Origin of the sequence: Nocardia noduli, assembly GCF_019038455.1 — a bacterium.
In the GTDB taxonomy this organism is placed as follows: domain Bacteria; phylum Actinomycetota; class Actinomycetes; order Mycobacteriales; family Mycobacteriaceae; genus Nocardia; species Nocardia noduli.
This window is the reverse complement of record NZ_JAFMPL010000082.1, coordinates 16,082-36,902: the sequence shown is the minus strand read 5'-3', so window position 1 is coordinate 36,902 and position 20,821 is coordinate 16,082. Positions and strand designations below refer to the sequence as shown.

Below are 20,821 nucleotides of genomic sequence, written 5' to 3'. Positions count from 1 at the left end.
ACCCCAAGCAGCGTGGATCAACCAGCCCGAACAGGAGGACCAGCAACCCCAAGCGGCGTAACACACCCAATGGTCTCATTCACCTTGAAAAATTCCGCAGCGGGCGCATTTCCATGAGCCCTTCGGCCCACCACCCCCACGACGATGGTTTCCTACAGAACGCCCAGGCAAGACACAGCCCTTTCGATCTCGACGCGGCCAGAGTGTTCGGGATGCTGAACCGGATTGCAGCTCACCAACTCCGAGCCGCAGTGTGCATCACCCCGCACAGTGCGCCTTCGCCCATCAAAATGCCCGCAGGCACGCACCAGCTACCAAATCCGGGCCGACAATCCGCAATGACCCCACACCAATATTCGTTGGCAACAGCGACTCGGTAACGGAGGCGGTTGCTTCATTCAGGCTACCGAGCCTTCAGCGAGAATTCGGCAGATATCAGGTTTCGCCTGGTACCCCGACCTGCAGCGCCGACAGCACCCCACGTCAGCCATCGACGCCGCGGTGACAGTTGCGGCTGGGCCTTCGGGATCGTCGAGGCCGCGCGCGAGTCCCTACCCCGCCAGCGCCTGACCAGATGCCCTGGCCAGGAACAGCAGCATGTCATCAACAGGTCTGCGACAGCGATGATCAGCAGTTCACGCATTGTTGCCGCGCTTATCCGAGTGCCGCGGGGTTCGTCGGCCGCCATCCCTCGACCGGGCGTTCGACAAGCATTGCCAGCCCGTGGTCTGCCTCCAGCGGGCAACCAGCGTGCAGGCGGATCCCAGCGCGCAGTGGTTTGCGTGACGGAACAGGAACGCTCGGCTTTGGCCCGGGAGCGCGGTCGACGCCGACGGTCTGATTGCTGCCTTCCGCTCGGAAAACTGCACAGAGAGAACGGCCACGGTGCAACCCGCGGCTTCACCGACTCCCGATAGATGTACCTCGCTAGCGAAGGTGTGGCGGGACACTCTGCATGGAGTGAGGCGCTCAACCTGGATCGGTTCGGCAGCAGTGAGACTCATTTGTCGGCGTAGTGCGAGCCAGGTCCGCTTCACAGTTCTGCAGACCGCGTGAGCGCGGCGGCTCCAAGTGATCGCCGCTTCGGTGGCGCGCTGGAGGGCAAGGGCTGACCTCGGGGCTCCGCAGAGCCGAAGACGGCCTGACCGATCAGATCCGAGATCGTTGACTGTTTCTGCCGCCTCGACGAGCTGGCGGTCACGAGCATGCTCGGACGGCTCAGGAACCGCTGCCATGGCGAGACATGTCCCACATGCCGCGTCCGTCGATAGCACTCAGCAACCTAGCCGCGCGCCAGCGCACGAAAAACCCCGGGCAACTCGGATCTCCGATGCCCGAGGCACTACGGAAGGTGCGTTGGATTAGCCTTTGATCACGAGCGTTGTTACCGCGGCCCGGACGCCTCCCAATTAGGCGCTGCCAAGTCCGCCAGTCAGGTCAGTTGCTTCTGTACCCAGTTCATGGCCGATGGTGAGGAGGGCATGGTGTTGTGTGTCGTCGGCGCTTCAGCGGGGAAGAGATCCTCGTAGTAGGCGTTGAGCACGCCGGGTTCCTCGATGAACGATGTCGTTTCGGCTGGTGTCAGGAAGGGGTCTTTTCTTGTTGCCAGGACGGTGTAGCGGATTCCTGGTTGGGTGATTCCGCCTCTGGTGACGGCCTCGATCACTTCTGATCCGGCTACGCAATGCATCGCGGCCGGAAATGGCGTCAGCACGGTGCCTGCGGCCTGGACCAGTACCGGGAAGTCGGTGACGAGTTGTTCCGGGCCGCCTGGGTAGGTTCCGGCTCCGATGACAGCGGCGACCTGGGCGGGGTCTGCTCCGTGGGTGACAGGTGAGAACATGACGATGCGGCGCAGGTTGGGCGCGCCGTGTAGGACTTTGGCGTAGTAGTTGGTGACCAGCGCGCCTTCGGAATGGGCCACGACATCGACTCGGTCCGCGCCGGTCTCGGCCCGCACCCGGTCCACGAATGCCGCGAAGGCGGTCGCCGAGTCCGGTATCGGCCCGGCGCCCTGGATTCCGGCGACGATGCCGTGCGGGAACGCGACGGTACAGAATCCGGCCTCGCGCAGCGTCCGGCGCAACGCCCCGTACAGGAACTCGATCGCTGTGTCGGCGCCGCTGTCGCTGTAGATCCCACCGCCGGGCATCACTATCACCGGATTCGGATGCTCCTTGGCGGGGGTGCATTCGTGGGTCTCTGCGCGAGCGGCTGCGGCGGGAACGGTCAGAGCGGCGAGCACGAGCGCGAGTCCCCCGATCAGGGTGCGTACTGCGTTGTTGGTCAACAGGTTCCTTCGGTGTCATCGTGTCGGGCAGGTCGAGACGTAGGGCATTCCCGGTAGGTAGCTCGCCCAGGTCTGGGAAGTGATCGGTGTTGTTCCGCTGTGACAGAGACGTTCAGCTTCGGCGGCGGCGTCGATCCGCCACTGCCGCAATGTGCCGTCGGTCGCCGATTCGGCCAATACCCCGTCGGCGGGAAAGGAGATGAAGGTTTGCATCATCCGTTGCTTCCCGCCGGTCAGGGTCGCGTACTTGGTGGGGTTGTCGATGTCGGTGAGGTTCCACAGATGAATCCGGCCTCCGATCGGGTCGGCTGATGCCAGCAGGTCACCTCGCTGGTCGAACGCGACCGAAGACGCCAGGTTCGGTAGCCCGGTCAGGGGGATCTCTCGCGGCGAGTCGGCTATGGCGAGATCGTAGAGTCGCGTTCCGTCGATCGTTCCTACAGCGAGAATCTTCCGTGAGCTGACCGCCAGCGACATCAAGTTGCCGTCGGTGTCGAAACCTGACACCTCAGCGACCACGCGTACCGCGGCAGGGTCGCTGATATCGAAGACTGTGGCCGTTCCTCCGGTGTCGCTGCCCACCGCCAGCAACGTTCCGTCGGAACTGAAGGCGAGCGAGCTCGGAAACCCCCGCGGATACCTGATCGAATCACTTGGGCGTGGTGAGCCGGTACCGGAGACATCCCAGAGCGCGACTGTCGACGACCACGGTCGCGCGACGGCGAGCAGACCGTCGGGCCCGAAGGTCAGTGAGTGGACTTCGAAGTTGCTCGAGGTGGAGATCGGTGGGCCGAGTGCGACTGGGGTGTCGGGGTTTTCGATGTTCCATACCTGGATGTTGCGTTCGTCGTCGGTGACCGCGCGGCGCCCGTCCGGGGACACGGCCAGGACACTGCTGATTCCGGTGGGTTCCAGCTCCCGCAACTCTTGTTCGCGCGGTGTGTCGATGACCGTCAACGCACGCAAGTGGGGCAGCAGTGCACTCGCCGACGGCCTGTTCGGGCCCGCGGCGGGCACGCGGATCAGCGTGCGTGGGGCGGTGCGGATGATCGCTCCGGGCAGGTCGTAGACCTGCAGTGAGGAGTCGAAGCCGATGACGGCCAGGGATTGCCCGTGTCGCAGCAGGCGTAGTCGGAAGGGCATCGGGCTGGTCAGCGAGATCTGGTCTTCGCCGGTGGTGAGGTCACGGATGCGGATGCGCTGATCGGCCCCGGCGGTGAGCAGCCATTCCCCGCCGTTACCCAGGATCGCGTCGTGCAGCTTGACTCCGTCGCCACGCACCGCCGCCAGCGGCTCCGGTCGGGCCAGGTCTGCACCGATGCGCCACCGCAGCACTTCGGAGATGTCGAGACCGGCCATGAGCGTGGTGCCGTCGGCGGTGAAGGAGATCGACCGTACATAGGCACCCCGCAATGGATCGATCGACTCGGTGAAGACCGGGTCGGTGATTTCGGGGGTTGAGGTGTCCCAGATTTGGACGACGCTGCGCGAAGTTCCGGGCGGAATCAGGACGGGTGCGGCGGCCGCGACCGCGCGGTCACTGACCGCGACGTTGACATGCTGGCCGCCCGCGACAGCCAGGGCAGGCAACGGGGCAGGGTGGGCAGGATCGGTGAGGTTCCATCGCAGGACCTGGCCGTTCTGTGTACCCAGCACCAGCAGAGGCTGGTCGGGGCTGAAAGCCACCGACCACGGCAGTTCTCGGGTGAGATCCAGATCGGCCAGACGGGTCGGAGTTGCCGGGTTCGCTATGTCCCACAGGCTGGTTCGGGTCTGTCCGGCGGTGAGGATCCATCGCTGATCGCCACTGAGGGCGAGTGCGCGGATGTGGCCTCCGCCGGCGGCGAACGACGGCAGCCCGATGACGCCGGTCTCGGTCACGCGCGCCAGGTCCACGGTGCCGTCGTCCCTGCCGAGCGCGAGCAGGTCACCGTCGGGCGTGGTGGCCAGTTGCGGGCCGTCATCGATGAACGCGAGTGGGGCGGGCTTGGTGGCGAGCTGGATGGGCGCGTTCGTGGAGGTGCTGTCCAGCAGTGCCGAGCGGGTGTCTTCGCCGTCGTGGGTGCGGTACGCGGCGAGCGCGATCTGTCGGGCGGTCGCCGGGTCCCGGTCGCGGGCGAGCTGGGAAACGCTGGCAAAAAGGCTCGCGTGTGCTCGCGCCTGCGCCCGCGCTGACTCCTCACGCAACTCGGCGAATTTCAGGACCGTGCCGGTGACAGCCGTGATGCCGAGTACCACGATGAGTACCGCTGCCCAGAGCTTGTAGTTGAGGCGTGTTCGTGTGTGGCGGATGGCGTCGCCGACGGTGTGCGCGCCGAGGACGCGATCGGTGAAATCGTGTGGCGCCGATTGGATGGCGGCGTCGCATCCTGCCGCGGCCACGATGACGCGCAGCGAATGCTTCTGTGCTGCGGCGAGTTTGTCGCCGTATCCGGTGACCGGGGTGAGAGTGTCACCATCGAGTCCCGCGGTGACGGCGCATCGCGGGTCGAGTCGGCGTGGTCGTAGCTGGCGCAGCAGTTGATGGCGTGGGGCGAGGTCGTCGAGGGCGACCGCGAGGGCGGCCGCCATCGAGCTTCCGACGATGGCGTTGGCGGGTGTGCCTCGTTCGAGGGTGACAGACCAGAGCACGCACGCGTCGGTGTCGGCCAGGTGGCTGATCGACCACGCTGCGGAGAAGCTGTCGGTGAACGCAGGGTCGGCCTGCAGGAACCCCATCCGTGCTGGGTCGGGATGCAAACCGGACGGGCCATGCTTGAGCTGTTCGAGGCGCAAGGTGCCGACTTCTCCGCCGCGTCCGCTGTAGGTCGCGAACAGCACCCGGGTGTGGGTGGACCGTCGACGCGGGGGTCTGGCGACGGCGAGTTCGAGCGCGACCAGGATCCCGTAGCCCCGCGCGGGTGCCCCGCCGTGTCCGAGCAACGCCAGTATCAGGGCATTGAGAGACTCGTTGTCGCTGTTCGCGGCACTGGCAGGCATCAGTTGGGTGCCGGTGGAATGCAGGCCTGCCCGCTCGGTGTGTGCGAGGAACACCGCACACGCCTCGTCGACGGGCATCGCGCCGGTCAACGCGTTCGCGATCGCCGCCGTCGCACGCGCGGCGGACAGATCAGCAGGGAGCCGGGCATCACCGGGATCAGGGAACTCGGCTTCGAGTTCGAGCAGATCCCCCTCATCCAGGGAGGAAAACGCCTCGGCGGTGGTCCGTCGCCATGTGGCACGGGATCGCTGGGCCAGGACCCGAGTCTCGGGGGTATCGCCCATCAACGCCGCAGTCGCGTCGCCGCCGTCGACGACAGCGCGGCGGCACAACACGATCCACCGTTGCTGCGCACCGGTCAGCGCTTCGAGCACGTTTTCCTCGTCGTGGTCGCCTTGATCGTTCACCGGAGTCCATCGATCACGGCCGCCCGCACCGGGTGCGTGGCGGGCAACTGGCGGGCGATGCTGCGCCACGCGTTACGTCCCGCGGTCGGGGAGTTCCGCACAGCGGCGGTGACCGCGCTCGCGTGTTCGGCTGTCAGGGTCGATGATTCGATGACAGCGACCTGGAGGTCATCGGACAGGGTGATCTGTGAGGTGACGATCTGCCCGGTCAGCGTGCCCTGCTGCTCCTCATGGAGCACGACGAGCAGTTCGGTGCGCTGGGTCGTGCCGGTGACCTGGATCGAGACGATATCGCCTGCTGACGCGCGGTCGCTGTGCGCGGTCACCGCGATGCTGGTGGCATGCCCGTCCGGAGAGGACCGCCGGAACTCGATACCGAGTTCACGATCGCAGATCCGTTGAACCGGCCCCGCGGCGTCGGAGGCAGCCGCACGGATCTCGGCGGTAACCCCCGGCACCCGAACGCTTCGGCCTCGGTGGCTCAGCGCGGTGACGGTGGCCTCGCGGGTCGACCGGGCCGCCCACTGCTCAGTCAAACGGTCGGCGATACGGTCTCCGGCCGCCAGGAATTCGGGCTCGATCGGCATCGGCGAACGGTCATCGCCGGTGATGCTCGCGACCAGGTCATCTAGCTGGGCGTTGCGAAAATCGTTGCTGTCCGAACTCATCGGTCTGATCCTTTACCGTCGTCACGACCCGACTGCGGGTCGAGCAGTTGTCTGAGGATGCGAACACCGCTGGCGCGCAGACGTTTGACTTTGGACTGGCTGATGCCCAGCAGTTCGGCGACTTCCGCGGTGGATCGGATGTCGTAGCCGACGTCGTGGCTCGGAAGAACAAACGTCGCCCGCAGCACCGCCCGCACCTCTGGATCCGGGACGGCGTCCAAGGCCGCGGTGATCTCCTCACGAGCGAGGAGGCGGTCGTGGTCGTCCACCGTGGCCGAATCGCTCAACTGCGCCACCGCGCTGTCGTAGTCGACGCGTCGTCCGGGATGGCGCATCGCGGCGAGTCGTTCACGGCGAAGATGCAGTACCCGCCATCGCACGTTCTGCACGATGATCGCCCGCCAGTGCCGAATCAGTTCGGCGGGAAGCGGATCGGTCAGACCGAGGATCACATCTTGGGCGATGTCTTCGTAGCTGTAACGCATGTCGGCGTCGATCTCGCGCAGGATGTGAAACGCCTTCTGAGCGGCGTACGCGGCGGCCTGAGCAAGATCGACACCGACGATGTGCTCGAAAACCGCCCGATGCAACTCCACGGGAGCCTCGGTGATCGGCCGCCCCAACCATTCATCGAGCGGGTGATGCGACACAGAACTCACAGGGGTCCCCTCCCACATGCGGCGATCTCGCAGCATCCAGTTCGACTGCACGGTAACCGTTCTCGTCGGGAAAAGTACGTCATCGCCGGAGCGGATGCCACCTCGCCCTCCACCATCGGCCGTGCAAGGGTCGACAGCGGCTTTCATGTCGTGCCGCACGAGATTGGATCGTGCTCATCACTGTGCATGGATGTCGCAGGTGTCATCTCGCTGCCCCTGTCAGTTTCATCGGAAGTCATGACAGGGACCCGATTCGGCGAGCGCAGGGTTCGCGTCCGAGCCCATCGTTGCTGATTCGTTACAGGTGATGGCGGTCTGATTCGGTCGACTGCGACCATCCGTCGCGCTGTTGCTCCGCACAGCAATAGTTGAAAACTGCCTTGTTGCAGTCGATGTCTGCGCCCCGCAGCTTGTCTGGATGCAGTCAATGGGGACCTGCGATTCACCAACCCGCTCCGTCGCCGACCCGATGACGAAATCGCCGGCCAGATCATGACCGAACCAGTTCTGGACTCGATCGCATCTCCGTCGATGTCGACACCTCACGACGCGCAGTTCAATGCGCTGACACCCGAAGGAGGCGAAGTGCGGCATCAACGGCGCCTTGACCGACCCCCGGAGCGGGATGCGCATCGGAGGTCACCCACCACGCCGACACCCGAACCGCGCCTCTCACTTCCGTGGTTCTGCGCGGACGTCAATTCGGCCATATCGATCAACGAACTCACACTGCTACGCCGACAGCGGCCCCACGAAATCGCACGGCACGATGACGACGACCGACAGGCTGTCGGCCATCGACGTCGCCGCCGCATCGGTGTCCGCGAGTTCGAGTTCATCGGCAGCGAACTCACACTCCATCCCGTGTTGCCCGAACTCATCCGCCACACCTCGTCTCGGAGATCACCACCGAGGTCTACTCGAACCTGGTCCGCGTCCGCACCGACATCTGGGACCAAGCGTCTTATCAGCGTCATCGCCGCCATCAGTCGTCCATGACGCCAATCGCAAGCGAGGAATCATGCAGTGTTTCAACTGCGGCAACGCCGTCACTGTCAACGCAGCGTCCTGCCCGCGCTGCGGGGCGATGCTCGCCTACGCCGCTCCGATGCCGGGGGGCTACCAGCACAGGCCCCAACTGCCGCACTATCAGCCCTGTTGGTGGCGGTGTGCCGGTTGTGGGGCCAACTACGATGCGAACACGGCCGGCGGACATTGCCCGCGTTGCACTATGCATTGGTCGCATCATGCAGCCCACAGGGACTATGCGGGTGGTGCGCAGCCGTCCCCGCTCATGCCGCGCGGCGCGTTCGACTTCTTTCGTTACCAGCACCGGTACGGATGGCGGTGGACAACGTGGGCAATGACATCGAGAGCGGGGCAGCGGCCGAACACTTCGCGGACGATGATCTCCACAGCGGGCACGATCGCGTTGATCTGCGCATACATCTATTGGGCGGCAGATGCCATCGACCCCGACGAGATACTCAACTCGTTGATGCTCTCCGTACTGAAGTTCTTCATCATCACGATCGGCATCATCATGGTCATCGGCGTCACGTCGATGTTCCGGCCAACTCAATGCGCGCAGGCGGACCGATTCTGGCTTGTCCGGCGATTCGACGGTCCGATCATCGCCATCGGGGCCTTCGTCGCTGTGTTCGCGGTGATGTCACTGAATTGCCTACTCCTCCCAGTATTCGGTCTTTGGGTTGCGGCATTTGTCAATGTGTTCCGGCTCGGCGCTACTCACCAGTTCCGCCTCGCCGATGCGCATCCTGCGCTACCGAGCGTGTGCCTGTTGATCGCGGCGGTCTGGAACGAGATCGCCGCGGTGACCCAGATACTGCGCGACGGCTTCAATCCCGTGTTCCCGATATGGGTAGGTCTGTTGGTGGCGTTCGCGGGCCCGCTCGCAACGATTGGATGCTCGGTGTTCGAGATTCGTGCCGAACTGCGACGGACAGGTCTGTGATCGTGAACATCGACCGAGCTATCGACGCTGTCGGGTCACGCAACCACAACGCTGGCGTCTCCGAGAACCGAGCCGAGCCCGTGATGGTGGCGAAATGAGCACTGCTGCTATCCCTTCGCCGGGTATGCCGTCGCGCGCGGCGGCACTGCAACGTCGTGTTCAGGCGTGGGGGGCGCTGCGCCTGCTGCTGGCGCTACCAATGATCTGTCTCAGCGTCGCAGTCGTTGCGACCAGCACACTCGCATTCGGTCGAGTGTTCGCTGCGACAGCGACGCTGCTGTGGATTTCGGCGGGGTTGGGCGCATTCGTTCCATCCGCACCGAGGTGGACTGCGAGAGTGTTGTTCTCGGTCAGACATCCAGAACTGCTCGAGTCGCGAGTAATCGATCCCGCTTGGACCGCAGTAGCCAACAAAGTCGGTGTCTCGACCTCGATCGGATCGATCTGGGTGCAGCGCGATCGGGGCCTCGCGGGCTCGGACGACCGGTTCGTCATGGCACTGCCCGAAAGCGCGATCCATACCGTTGCCCCGAGGCATATCGAGGCGTTGTTGGCGCGTGAACTGGGGCACCACCTCGGCGGCCCCGCGACATCAGGGCTACTCGCAGCGTGGTACGCACTGCCAGGTCGAATCGCCGCACGGCTGGGCGCCTTGGCCGTTCGACTGCTGTTGGGTGCGACAAAAGCCGCGGTAGGGCTGGCACTGCTCGCCCCGACGCGGGCAAAGAAGGCTTCGGTGCGAGCCTTGGACAGAATAGCGGTCTGGGTGGCGGTCATCTTCTTCGCACTGCCGATCATCGCTGCACTAGCGGTCTACGTCGTGCCGGTGGCGGCTGCGTCGATTGCCATCGTGGTCGCGACCGCTTACATCGATTCGATGATCCTTCGCAAGAAGTCGGTCCTGGTCGATCGCTTCGCCATCGAGCTCGGTTACGGCAGCGAACTCACTCAGCTGTCGGCGATGGGTTACAGCGCGCGAGGACGACCGACCGGAAATCCGAGCTCGTCGAGAACCGGGATGTGAGGCCTTTATGGTGAATCGAATCGACTTCGATCGCAGCGACTCGATGTTCCAGCCTGCTGGCCTGCTCGGTTGGGAGCGCGCGATGATCGATGCCGCCATCCCGAGCCCAGAGCTCGACCATGCCCCGATATGGACCGAATCGTCGCCGCCCGACCATGTTCGCAACGGCCCGAACTATGTGAACCTGGCAAGCGGGCTGGTCATTGGCCTCGCGGTCGGTTGCGGTGGCGGAGTCGCCTCGATGCTGGGTGTCGCATTCGGCGGTTTCGTCATCCTGGGAAGCGTTCTGTTCGTCTGCGTCGTGGCTGCTGCAGCAGCTTTCCGTGAACAGAGACGGCGTGTCGAATCGACCGCATGGTCAGCAGCTCAGCATGCGAAGTTCGTTCAACGGCAGACTGAGTGGCGCCGCCGTGTGCACCTGCACGAATTGCTCGAAACGCAGCGGGTGTCGAATTCGCCGATGTGGTATCCGATCGCACCGCACCGCGGTTTCGAAGGGTTGGACATCTTCGGCGGGGGAATTGATGGATGGCGATGCATTCTGGCGACTGTGGGAACATCGTTGTTGCGCGCCGAGGTGGCGATTACCGTACTGGACTTCACCGAGCGCGAATTGGCAGACGGGCTTGCCACCTTCGTTTCGCGACTCGGGTGTCCGGTGATGCGGGTCGAACTGCCGCACCAGTGCAGCCCCCTAGATCTATTCGGACCCCTCGCCGTCAACGATCTGGCCGAGGTCGTCGCGGAGTCGATTGCCTCGACGCGGCGTACCCACCCCGACGCCGCCGTGCTCCGGCGACGCGATGTCGGATTGGTCAAGTCCGTAGCCGAACAGTTGAATCCGAGTCTTCCGGTGACGTTCGCAAGACTCGCCGCGGGGCTGCGGATACTGCGCCGAATCGCGCACGAGGACAGCAGGCTCACTCGCGACGAAGTGGGCAGATTGAGCGGACTCATCGACATCGTCGGCACCGGCGATCGCGTTCGTGAGGAGATGGAGTATCTGTCGAGCCTTTTCGACCTGCTCGCCGATGGCACACCGGATTCACCGCCCTCACCGCCACCGTGTCCGAGCACGGGACTGCTCATACTGTCCACCGGCTCGGCCATCGACGAGCGCAAGACGACGACGGACCACTTGGTCTTCCATCGAGTTCTGCACAGCCTGAGACGAAACGCCGAGATTTCGAGCGGGCACGTGTTGATCTTCGCACTACCGGACCGGTTCGATGAGGTCGGCGTTATGGCGATGATCCGTCATGCCAACCGAAACAACATCCGGACGATCATGATGGCACCGCATCTGCGAGACGGAATGAGGAATCTGCTGGGCAGTTCAGGCAATCCGACGGTATTGATGAAGCTGAACAATGCGGACGGAGCCAGAACTGCTGGCGAGTTCGTCGGCCACGGCTACAAGTTCGTCCGATCGCAGCAGAGCTGGCAAGGCGGATCAACTTTCACCCACGGGTGGGGACAGTCGCTCAGCACCTCCAACGGCGCGACCGAAACGCTCGGAACGTCTACAGGCCGCGAAGACTCAACGAGCATCTCCACGAGCGGATCGCCGACGACACTCGCGAACTCTCGCGGTCGCTCGCGCGGATCGAACGAATCAACGAGTTGGTCGCGCAACTATTCGTTCACCGACTCGGTGAACGATTCGATCGCCGAATCGATCAACACCAGCGACACCGACGCCCGAGTCTATGAGTACACCGTCGAACCCACGACGGTCCAAAGCCTGGAACCCACAGAGTTCATCCTGGTCGACACGGGCCGCAGCCGCAGAGTCGTGCTGGGGGACTGCAACCCGCAGTACGCGTTCATGAAAAGGGTCTCTCGTCAACCGCGGAGTCACTCGTGACAGCACTACCACCCGCCATGCGCGATCTCGTCCTGCACAACATCCTCGCCACACCGCGCCATCGCACAGTGACGAACGACGCGGCGCGCGAGAACGAGATCGAAGGCCAGATCCGCGCGCAACTATTCGCGGCGCTCACCGCCGCACACGTCCAGATGTCCGCGACAGGCGCCAGCACCGCAGTCGCGGTCGCATGGGAGCGAGTTCCGGGCAGCAAGACCTTGCGCGTACTGGTCGGCGGAAGCCCCGTCACACCTTTCGCCGAGGCCACACATCCCACCGACAACGATGTTTCGTTGTCGTACCCACCGGGAACGAGAGCGACGAAGATCAACATCGACACGACCCTCGCGGCCTGGTCACAGCTCTGCTGGAATCGGTGTGTCGGTAGCCAGGATCCATTGTGGGTTCCTGGTTCGACAAACGGGGGCCCTCGCGCGCCCCGGCGCGGCGGCTTCGAAGACTACGTCGCACATCTACGTGACGGATTCGTATGGCTCGTCGTTGCCCAGCCCGTGCTCCACGATGACTTGCGCCGTGAAATCGAGGACATCGGACTGCAACTCCCAACGCTACGCTTGAAAGAGAACTCCGAGACCGGTCGAATCGCGCTCGCGCGCTGTGAAGCCCGATTCCGTGAGCTCGTCCGCGCTGAGCCCTCCGGGCTGTGGAATGTGCGTGTCCTGGTCGGCGCGACCGACTCGACCAGCGCCCGACGCGCTGCAGCATTGTTGTGCAGCGCGGCCGACCTGCACGAGCACCCGTACGTACTGCAACCTGAACTCGCCTCGACGTCCCTGTCAGACGCATGGGAACCTACGCCAGCGGGTAACCGACTCACCTCACCCTTCGTGGCCACGAGTGAGCTGTTCGCCACGCTCGCCCGACCTCCACGCCGCGAATTGGCGGGGGTACGCCTATACGAACCCGCAGTCTTCGATCTCACCCCTGAGCAGGACGGCGAACTCCATATCGGGGACGTGCTCGATGACACCGACCACACAGGCGCGCCGCTGCGGGCTCGGTTCGACACGATCAATCGTCATACGTTCGTTGCGGGCGCCACCGGATCGGGAAAGTCACAGACCGTTCGACACATTTTGGAAGGGCTACACACCAATGCGATTCCGTGGCTCGTCATCGAACCGGCAAAGGCCGAATACGCGGGCATGGCAGGACGGATCGATGGTGGCGTCGCGGTGCTGCGGCCCGGTGATCCCGACGCGGAACCGCTCGGGATGAATCCGCTGCAACCTGAGCCCGGTTTCCCGCTGCAAACCCACATCGATCTGGTTCGCGCACTGTTCCTCGCGGCGTTCGACGCGAACGATCCCTTCCCGCAAGTGCTGGCGAAAGCACTGTCGCGCTGCTACACCGGTCTCGGCTGGAACACAGTCCTCGGTGAATCCGAGTCCACCGAGTACACCCCGAAATACCCCAACCTCGGCGACCTTCACACGACGGCGCTCAAGGTAGTCGAATCCATCGGCTACAGCCGTGAGATCACCGACAACGTACGCGGATTCGTGGACGTTCGGATCAGCTCTCTTCGACTCGGGACACCCGGGGTCTTCTTCGAAGGCCGCTACCCGATCGACGTCGCGGATCTGTTGTCACGCAACGTCGTTCTCGAGATCGAAAACGTCGGCAATGATCAGGACAAGGCCTTCTTCATCGGCGTTGTCCTGATTCGACTGTATGAACATCTGTGGACGAGGAACAAGCATGGCCGGGCCGACGAGAGTGATGTGCCGCGCCGTCGGGGACTGGCACATGTCACCGTCGTTGAAGAGGCGCATCGGTTGCTGAAGAAGGCCGAACCGGGCACCCCTGCCGCGCAAGGCGTCGAAATGTTCGCAGGGCTGTTGGCAGAAGTGCGCGCCTACGGCGAAGGGATCATCGTTGCCGAGCAGATACCGAACAAGATCACACCCGACGTCGTCAAGAACACAGCACTGAAGATCCTGCATCGACTGCCGGCCAAAGACGACCGCGATGTCGTCGGTGGTGCGATGAACCTCGACACCCAACAATCACGGCACGTCGTGTCGCTACTTCCCGGCCGAGCCGCGGTCTTCGCGGACGGTATGGACAGACCGATCCGGGTGCAGGTCCCGACACGAGAGCACGAAGAATCACCTGCACGTACGACTCGCGTCGTCGCAGTCCTCGGCAACCCGGTGCACCTACTGACCCTGCGCGAGATCCAAGCGGCGCGGCGCGTGTCGAACGAACCGCGCTTCGCGCTCTGGCTCGAACTGCACTTGGTCGCACACCTCACGGGATACACGGCGCCACAACCAAACCCGCACTGGCGCGACTCGATCACCGAGTCGGCACCACGAAAGCTGCTCGAAGAAGCCGTCCACCATCGCGTCGAACAATCCGTGCACGATCGCTACGTAGGAATCTCCGCCGCCTATCAGCCGGAGAAATTGATCGAGCACCTGAACGAATCTGCCATGACGATCCTGCAGTCCGGAGAATCTCCCTGCCTCGAGCGAGACGACGAATACATCTGGCAAGCCGGTCAGTATCGGTGGTCTGATGTCTACCTGCACCTCAAGCGCGCCGATGGAAAACACCATGGCCCGCATCCGCTCACCTCACATTGGGCTGATCGCGGCATTGATCTGTCCAGCGGATCATCGATTGCCGAGCAACTGCAAACACTACGAGCAGATCGCGACTGGTGGGCCCCAGCGGCGAACACGATCCTCGGCAACGGCCCGCTGACCACGATCGAACGCCTCGTCGATGAAGTCAGCAACGACACAACGCGCAGCAGCCGATTTCTCGCCGCCAGCGGTCATCTCACTGGAATTGATTGGGCACCAGCAGTGCTCGACTTCGATATGGCAGAGGACAACACCGATGAACAGGAGTTCACAAGATGAGTGTCGACACACCGAACCCTACTGGAGGCGCAAATCACGCAGACCGACCGGCGGGTGACAGGCCGAAGCCGTCGGTACCACCGGGCGGGGACGTGCAGTCCGCCGTCAAGCGGCTCGAACAGCCCAGCCGTGCACGTGATGTCGCGCCACGCGCGAACACGACACAGGCCGAGCGCGCCCTCAACCGCAACGCCTCGGGCGACGCGCGAAGCCGACCACCGCCACCACCTGCCGAAAACGCAAAGAACGCCGATCCTCCTCGACGGCAAACTTCTGACACACCCGCCAGCCGTGTGGCGCGCGCAGACGCAATGAAGTTCCCTGATCGAACGAATACGACCGATCCGCAGGGAAATCAGCGGTCCGGAGACCGCCAACCCGCCAAACGTGGACCAGACCCCAATCGCATTCCAGAGACCGCACCCCGTCGTCACCATCCCTTCGGGGGATCACATGAGCGAGAGCTCTCAGGAAAAACTTCTGATCGCCTGGCAGACGGCGCACCGCAAATCAATAATTACAAGAATGCATTCCTGGGGATCACACCGACCGCTCCGCTCACGCAAACGGCAGTCGACTCATCTACTGGCCTCTCCGGAAACCAGCCAAAAACCGCCACCGGAACAGACATATCGGGCCTATTTCTCGGAACCGTATTTGCCGGAACCATAGTGTACAAACTCGTCGAACGAGCTGTAAATGCGATACGCGGACGCTGACATCGGGCTGCGATATCGCGAGAGCAGCCAAACGCTCTTCTTAGGAGCCAAATCATGACAGTCGCCGACGACGGCATCGAGATCGAGGCATGGGAGATCGTAGTCCGCTTCGTCGCGGCTTATCAGGAACGTGACCATGACCGGGTCGGCAAGATCGCTGATGAACTAGACAGTTTCTCACCGGAGAATATTCCCGGCCAATACCTGTTCGGCCTGCTGGCCCTCCACATCGATGAGAACTTCTCCAGTGACGTCGACAAGCTGAAAATCCAACTACTCAGCAGCGCCATACACCCGGGTGTGGCGCTGTCCGACACGATCACCGAACAAGACCTCCAGCAGCTCATTCTTGGCATACTGGACCTCGGCGACCTGCCCGAGGTCAGCGGAGCCGAACTGGCCATGCACACGGCGATAGTCCTGAGCGTGCTCGTCGACGATGCACGCGTAGACCTCGAAGCACTCCGGGCTCAGCTCGCAAGCCAGACTGTGCACAGCCGTCTACTTAGCGTGATCGAATCCGACGGCACATGAGATCGAGACCCGGTCGTGGGTCTCGGCCTGGGCCCTCTCGCGGACATGAGCGACTCGCTCGACCACAAGTTGCCAGCCCACTGCAGGGCAGTGGAAATGATTTTCCGGGCCGTTTTCCATCCGTAGCACACGTGGTGGGCCCTCGGCCGCGGCGAAGGCCTCGTCCAACCCGGTGACGGGGCTGTCGGCGGTGATCGAGCGTTCCACGATGCGCGACAGCGATTCGCGGGTGTGCTCGTCGATCATCGACGCGACCTTCACCGCCCGACCGTCCACCGTGGAATCGAATTGGAAGTGCTACGCCCACACCACCTTCGGCCCATCCGCTTGCACCGACCGTATCGAGGACACCCCGGCCCGTTTGCGTGGGTAATATACACGCACTACCGGCTATATTCTGCGCCGCGGTACCCGCGACAAAGTCTCGGGCGGTAGATCATCGAACAATCCCTTGCCCTGCTCCATTAATGGCACCGTCTGGACACTTGCTGGGAGCGCCGATCCGACATCCACCATGGATTCCTCAACCTTGCTGCCGCCCTCATCTGCTGGCGACGACTCAGCAACCGAACCCGATTAGGTGCTCTAATCGGTCGAAAACCCTTCTCGTCGCGCCTCGATTGCATTTCACCGATCCCAGCGCGAGAAGCAAGAAGCCGGTCTCGGCGTGTGTTCGCGCCTGTTTGGAGCGTGGATCGAGGTCGTGGAGTGGTTTGTCGGCGCACACTACAGGTGGCCGCTCGGATCAGAAGGTGACGCCACCTCCGATATCGCGGGCCTGCAGGGCATTCCCGGATACGGTTCCGGATATCTGGTTGTTGATGTCGCCGTTGCCGCCACCGACCTTGGACCATTCGCCGCGAAGGCGTGTTCCGAATTCAGGATCGGTTCGTTCGGTGCGCTCGAGGATACCCGCGAGTCGCTGCACCGGTGGGGAGCCAGGTTCCGCGCCGTCTGCTGCTTCGAGAGCGGCCGTCTCTTCGCTGTCGTCACCGAATTTCGCGCGTACCAGTTCATAGAGGCTGGCGGCGGCCCGGGCCGCGAGTGCGCTAGCGATAGCGATCAGGGCGGGCTCGACCATGGCGTGTCCTCGCACTCGGGGGAATCGGAGTCGTTCAATTCACCATTCTACCAAGTGATTACGTTGCCGGTCGGCAGATGCGAAGTCTCAGAAGTCGAGCAACGTTGTCGTGCAGCCGAGTGAGACCGGGCCGGTACTTCGGGTCATGCCATTCACACCGGTTCGCGGGTCGTCCGCCAGGCGCTGTCGCGATGGACGGCGATCCCGGGGCGACTCCGTGCTGGGATCGTGTCCCGGCCTGGGCGGCTGCTGCCGCGGATCGGTGGCACGTTGGTCGCGGTAGGCACCTCTACGGGTGTTCACTCCGGGCACAGCTATCTCGACTGGGATGATGTCGCCGACGCTGTCGAGTCGGCACCGACTCGTCGGAATCCGAGACAGGCCTCTGTGGCGGACGCTCTCAGAACGGTCATGGGGTAGGCGGCGCAGGAATGCTGAATCAGCAGCGCGGCGGTGCACCTGCAAGCGGTAGGTAACAACGCATCGGTTTTCTCTCGAGGCATAGGAGCTATCGTCGTGCGAGGCATGCTCGCTATGTTGCGGTGCGGGGTGCCGCTCATCGAACCATGGAACGAGTTGATCTCTTCCTGGGCGATGAGCAGCCTTTCTTCCTTCGCACTCGATACGATTCAGTGGTGGTGGGGAAACGAATCGAACGACGTAGCAACGAATCAGACTCCGCGCGAGCCGCCTTCGCCCGCCGGTTGCAGGGTCTGTTCGACGCGGCGGGAGCGCCGACCTTGGAACGGGTCAGAAGCGCCGCCGCGGCCAGGATGTCCGGGGCGCGAGCCAAGTCCCATCGCGGCGAGGTGTCAGCCCAACGTATCAGTGAGTGGCGCCGCGGCGACAGGCTGCCGCAAACCTTCGATGCGGTCGAGCCGGTACTGCTTGCGCTCAGAGCAATGGTCTTGGCGCGGGCTGAGACAGTTCCTCATGAGTTGACCGACATGACAGCATGGCAAAAGCTGTGGGAAGACGCACGAGCAGAAAGTGATTCGTCCCGTCCGGCTCACCCGTCCGACACCCGATCGTCGGGGAACGAAGATCGGGTGATCCGCCTGCGGGATGTCGCAGGCGGCGTCCATTTCCACGCGGCGCCCTCGGGAGCGCCTCCTTCCGGCCCCATCCCTCAACAGCTGCCCGGCGATGTGCGAGGGTTTGTCAACCGTGTCGTGGAACTGAAACGGCTCAGCGACATCATGAGCAGGGTCGGCGAAGACGACAGCGGTGTTCGAGTTATCGCCATCGTGGGCACCGCCGGTGTCGGCAAAACAGCACTGGCCATTCGGTGGGCACACAGCGTCCGCAGTGAATTTCCCGATGGCCAGTTGTATGTCAGCCTCCGCGGTTATGCCCCTGCGCCTCCCCTGTCTGCCTCGGGTGCGCTTCTGCGGTTTCTCCAAGCGTTGGATGTGCCTGCCGAGCGAATTCCACTCGGCGAGGAATCGCGATCGGAATTGTTCCGATCACTGATGGCGGGACGTCGGATGTTGATCGTGTTGGACAACGTCGCCTCGGTCGGACAGGTAAGACCGCTACTCCCCGGCACAGGGCAGAGCCTGGTATTGATCACCAGCCGCAATCGCCTGTCCGGCTTGATTTCTCGGGATGGGGCATGGCGCGTGAGTGTGAGGACGTTGACCTCGGGAGAGTCGATCACGCTACTGAGAAACACGATCGCTGAGTACCGCGACGGCGACAGCGACGCCGACCTCGCCGAACTCGCTGCGGTCTGCGCGCACCTACCGCTGGCATTACGGATCGCCGCCGAACGCGCGGCCGGACGACCACGCATGTCCTTGATCCAGTTGATCGCCGACCTGTGCGACGAATCCGGCCGCTGGGATGCCCTGTCCTCCGAAGAGGAAGCCGACGCGGTCCACACCGTATTCACCTGGTCCTACCGTGCACTACCCGACGACGCCGCGCAGGTATTCCGCAGGTTGGGTCTACATCCTGGACCCGATTTCGGTGTACACGCCGCCGCAGCACTGACCGGCGCCGGCCTCAGCACGATACGACGGCAACTCGACACGTTGGTGGGTGCTCACCTGCTGGAGGAGATCGGCCACGACCGCTATCAGCTTCACGACCTGCTACGCGTCTATGCCGCGGACCAGGCAGGTATCGAGGAGACCGACGAGGATCAGCGTGCCTGCCTCGGGCGACTGTTCGGATGGTATCTCCATACCTCCGCCGCTGCGGTAGACACCGTTCGACCGTCCCTACCACCGTTCGATCTCGAGCCTGTCGATCCGACCGTGGACCCATTGCAGTTCACCGACGTCAGTGCACGTGACTGGTATACCAGCGAACGGTCCAACCTCATGGCTGTAGCCGAAAAAGCCAACGATGTCGGCTTCCACAGGATCGCATGGCAGATACCGGTCATGGTCCGAGACCTAGGGGACGGACTCGACCCCAGGGATATCTGGGTGGACATCAAGCGTATGGCATTGGCCTCAGCCGAACGGCACTGCGACCGTTTCGGAGAAGCCATGATGCGGCTGTTGCTCGCCACAGACTACCGACTCGGCGCCCGATTCCCCGAAGCGCGGGACAGTTACGATCATGCAGCGCGAATTTTCGGCGAACTCGGCAATGGTGCCGGTGAGGCCGAAGCGATGAACGGAGCCGGACTGATCGCTCTCTGGGCCCGTGACATGGATGCCGCCCGGGACCTGCTCTCACAAGTTCTGGATATTGCTGAGCGAACAGACGATCAGCCGTTGCGGGCTGTTGCTCTGAGCAACCTTGGAAACGTGGCAAGAGATTCGGGGGATATCAGAAACGCGGAGGATCTACTGACGCGCAGCATCACTCTTTTTCAGATGCTGAAGCGTTCATTGTTGGAATCTCACACCCTATTTTCGTTAGCGTCGGCGCTGCGATCGGTCGGACGCCTTGTCGATGCCCGAGATAAAGTGGAGCAGAGCCTCCGGATCGCGCGGACGATCGATAATCCGATGACACTGGCCTACGCACTTCATGAATTGGCGAGTATTGATCTGGCCGAGTCGCGAGCACAGGAGGCGTTGATCTCGAGCCGCTCTGCGGCCGACATCTTCAAGAGATTGGCCAATCCACGCCAGGAAGCTGTGTCCTGGGGTCTGTCAGGCCAAGCACTCGGCACATTGGGGCGCCACGAGGATGCGGCCGCGCTGCACGAGCAAGCCGTGATTGTGCATCGCGGGTTGAACGAGCACTGGCTACTCGCGCAGGATCTGGATGCGCTCGCATCCGAACTCGAGGCACTCGGCGAACCCGACGAAGCCCGGGCCTGCTGGGTCGAAGCCTCGATCGTGCTTAGCCGATTCACTGATCCTGTGGCGACAAGGCTACGAGAAAGCGTGCAGGCCCACCTCTGACATGTATAGAACATCTGCTTCTGTCGTCACCAGCGCCTCGGGCATCCCACGAGTTGAGCCATCGTATTTCCGATCCGCGAGTCGGATCGCCGGCAATCTGGCGCTGTGCCCGACACTGTGTGGTGACATCCTTGGGCCGGACCGAATCCTGTTGCGGGCCCGATCACACTCGTCGCGCCCGGTTCCTCAACTGGATTCGATATCGTGTTCCGTGTGCCTGATTGCTCTATTGTGTTGACGTTTCCGCCGCCCGGATGGGTTATCCGCCGCGGAAACCGCTCATGACCTGCTATGACGATGTGCGGTGCGGAAGCGGAGACAACCAGCGGATTCCGATTTTCCCTATTTTCGA

General features: G+C 63.2%; 13 protein-coding genes. 6 read left to right on the top strand and 7 right to left on the bottom strand.

All coding sequences use genetic code 11. The annotated features are described in order from the left end of the window. Positions 1-1,432: 1,432 nt before the first annotated feature. The 5 genes from JZ792_RS30545 to JZ792_RS42745 form a co-directional block, all read right to left on the bottom strand. Entirely contained in the window at positions 1,433-2,290 is an 858-nt protein-coding gene (locus JZ792_RS30545; RefSeq protein ID WP_216915974.1) for an esterase/lipase family protein, read from the bottom strand. A gap of 15 nt (positions 2,291-2,305) precedes the next feature. Further along, positions 2,306-5,677, bottom strand: a complete 3,372-nt coding sequence (locus JZ792_RS30540) for a WD40 repeat domain-containing protein (RefSeq protein WP_216915972.1) — start codon at positions 5,675-5,677, stop codon at positions 2,306-2,308. Further along, positions 5,674-6,345, bottom strand: a complete 672-nt coding sequence (locus tag JZ792_RS30535) for a hypothetical protein (RefSeq protein ID WP_216915970.1) — start codon at positions 6,343-6,345, stop codon at positions 5,674-5,676. The genes JZ792_RS30540 and JZ792_RS30535 overlap by 4 nt, the downstream gene beginning before the upstream one ends. Next, positions 6,342-7,004, bottom strand: coding sequence for a sigma-70 family RNA polymerase sigma factor (locus tag JZ792_RS30530; protein ID WP_216915968.1), 663 nt, complete (start codon positions 7,002-7,004; stop codon positions 6,342-6,344). Before JZ792_RS30530 ends, JZ792_RS30535 begins: the two co-directional genes overlap by 4 nt. 732 nt (positions 7,005-7,736) lie before the next feature. Then, the gene (locus tag JZ792_RS42745; protein WP_256461511.1) at positions 7,737-7,865 is read right to left on the bottom strand and encodes a hypothetical protein; all 129 of its coding nucleotides are present in this window, start codon (positions 7,863-7,865) and stop codon (positions 7,737-7,739) included. Positions 7,866-8,409: 544 nt separating this feature from the next. Between JZ792_RS42745 and JZ792_RS30525 the strand changes: the two genes are divergently transcribed. From JZ792_RS30525 to JZ792_RS30505, 5 genes are all read left to right on the top strand, one after another. Then, a complete protein-coding gene (locus tag JZ792_RS30525) occupies positions 8,410-8,979 on the top strand; it encodes a hypothetical protein (RefSeq protein ID WP_216915966.1) in 570 nt (189 codons plus the stop codon). A gap of 448 nt (positions 8,980-9,427) precedes the next feature. Further along, the gene (locus JZ792_RS30520; protein WP_216915964.1) at positions 9,428-10,003 is read left to right on the top strand and encodes a hypothetical protein; all 576 of its coding nucleotides are present in this window, start codon (positions 9,428-9,430) and stop codon (positions 10,001-10,003) included. 7 nt (positions 10,004-10,010) lie between these two features. Then, positions 10,011-11,870, top strand: coding sequence for a hypothetical protein (locus JZ792_RS30515; protein WP_216915962.1), 1,860 nt, complete (start codon positions 10,011-10,013; stop codon positions 11,868-11,870). Between the two features lie 17 nt (positions 11,871-11,887). Further along, a complete protein-coding gene (locus JZ792_RS30510) occupies positions 11,888-14,767 on the top strand; it encodes an ATP-binding protein (protein ID WP_216915960.1) in 2,880 nt (959 codons plus the stop codon). 773 nt (positions 14,768-15,540) lie between these two features. Then, complete coding sequence (locus tag JZ792_RS30505) at positions 15,541-16,020, top strand: hypothetical protein (RefSeq protein ID WP_216915958.1); 480 nt, start codon at positions 15,541-15,543, stop codon at positions 16,018-16,020. Here JZ792_RS30505 and JZ792_RS43575 read toward each other — a convergent pair. Both JZ792_RS43575 and JZ792_RS30495 read right to left on the bottom strand, forming a co-directional pair. Continuing rightward, positions 15,988-16,281: a transposase family protein gene (locus JZ792_RS43575; RefSeq protein ID WP_216915956.1), complete on the bottom strand. Its 294-nt coding sequence runs from the start codon at positions 16,279-16,281 to the stop codon at positions 15,988-15,990. The two genes, JZ792_RS30505 and JZ792_RS43575, sit on opposite strands and share 33 nt — an antisense overlap. Before the next feature lie 484 nt (positions 16,282-16,765). Further along, a complete protein-coding gene (locus JZ792_RS30495) occupies positions 16,766-17,101 on the bottom strand; it encodes a hypothetical protein (RefSeq protein WP_216915954.1) in 336 nt (111 codons plus the stop codon). Positions 17,102-17,667: 566 nt separating this feature from the next. Between JZ792_RS30495 and JZ792_RS30490 the strand changes: the two genes are divergently transcribed. Further along, entirely contained in the window at positions 17,668-20,469 is a 2,802-nt protein-coding gene (locus JZ792_RS30490) for an ATP-binding protein (RefSeq protein ID WP_216915952.1), read from the top strand. Positions 20,470-20,821: the final 352 nt, after the last annotated feature.

What these genes read in the sequence shown, in the direction of transcription:
- JZ792_RS30495 (WP_216915954.1), bottom strand. Translation starts at nt 17,101, where the DNA reads ATGGTCGAGCCCGCCCTGATCGCTATCGCTAGCGCACTCGCGGCCCGG.
- JZ792_RS30535 (WP_216915970.1), bottom strand. Translation starts at nt 6,345, where the DNA reads ATGAGTTCGGACAGCAACGATTTTCGCAACGCCCAGCTAGATGACCTG.
- JZ792_RS42745 (WP_256461511.1), bottom strand. Translation starts at nt 7,865, where the DNA reads ATGGAGTGTGAGTTCGCTGCCGATGAACTCGAACTCGCGGACACCGAT.
- JZ792_RS30505 (WP_216915958.1), top strand. Translation starts at nt 15,541, where the DNA reads ATGACAGTCGCCGACGACGGCATCGAGATCGAGGCATGGGAGATCGTA.
- JZ792_RS30525 (WP_216915966.1), top strand. Translation starts at nt 8,410, where the DNA reads ATGATCTCCACAGCGGGCACGATCGCGTTGATCTGCGCATACATCTAT.
- JZ792_RS30510 (WP_216915960.1), top strand. Translation starts at nt 11,888, where the DNA reads ATGCGCGATCTCGTCCTGCACAACATCCTCGCCACACCGCGCCATCGC.
- JZ792_RS30515 (WP_216915962.1), top strand. Translation starts at nt 10,011, where the DNA reads ATGGTGAATCGAATCGACTTCGATCGCAGCGACTCGATGTTCCAGCCT.
- JZ792_RS30490 (WP_216915952.1), top strand. Translation starts at nt 17,668, where the DNA reads ATGGAACGAGTTGATCTCTTCCTGGGCGATGAGCAGCCTTTCTTCCTT.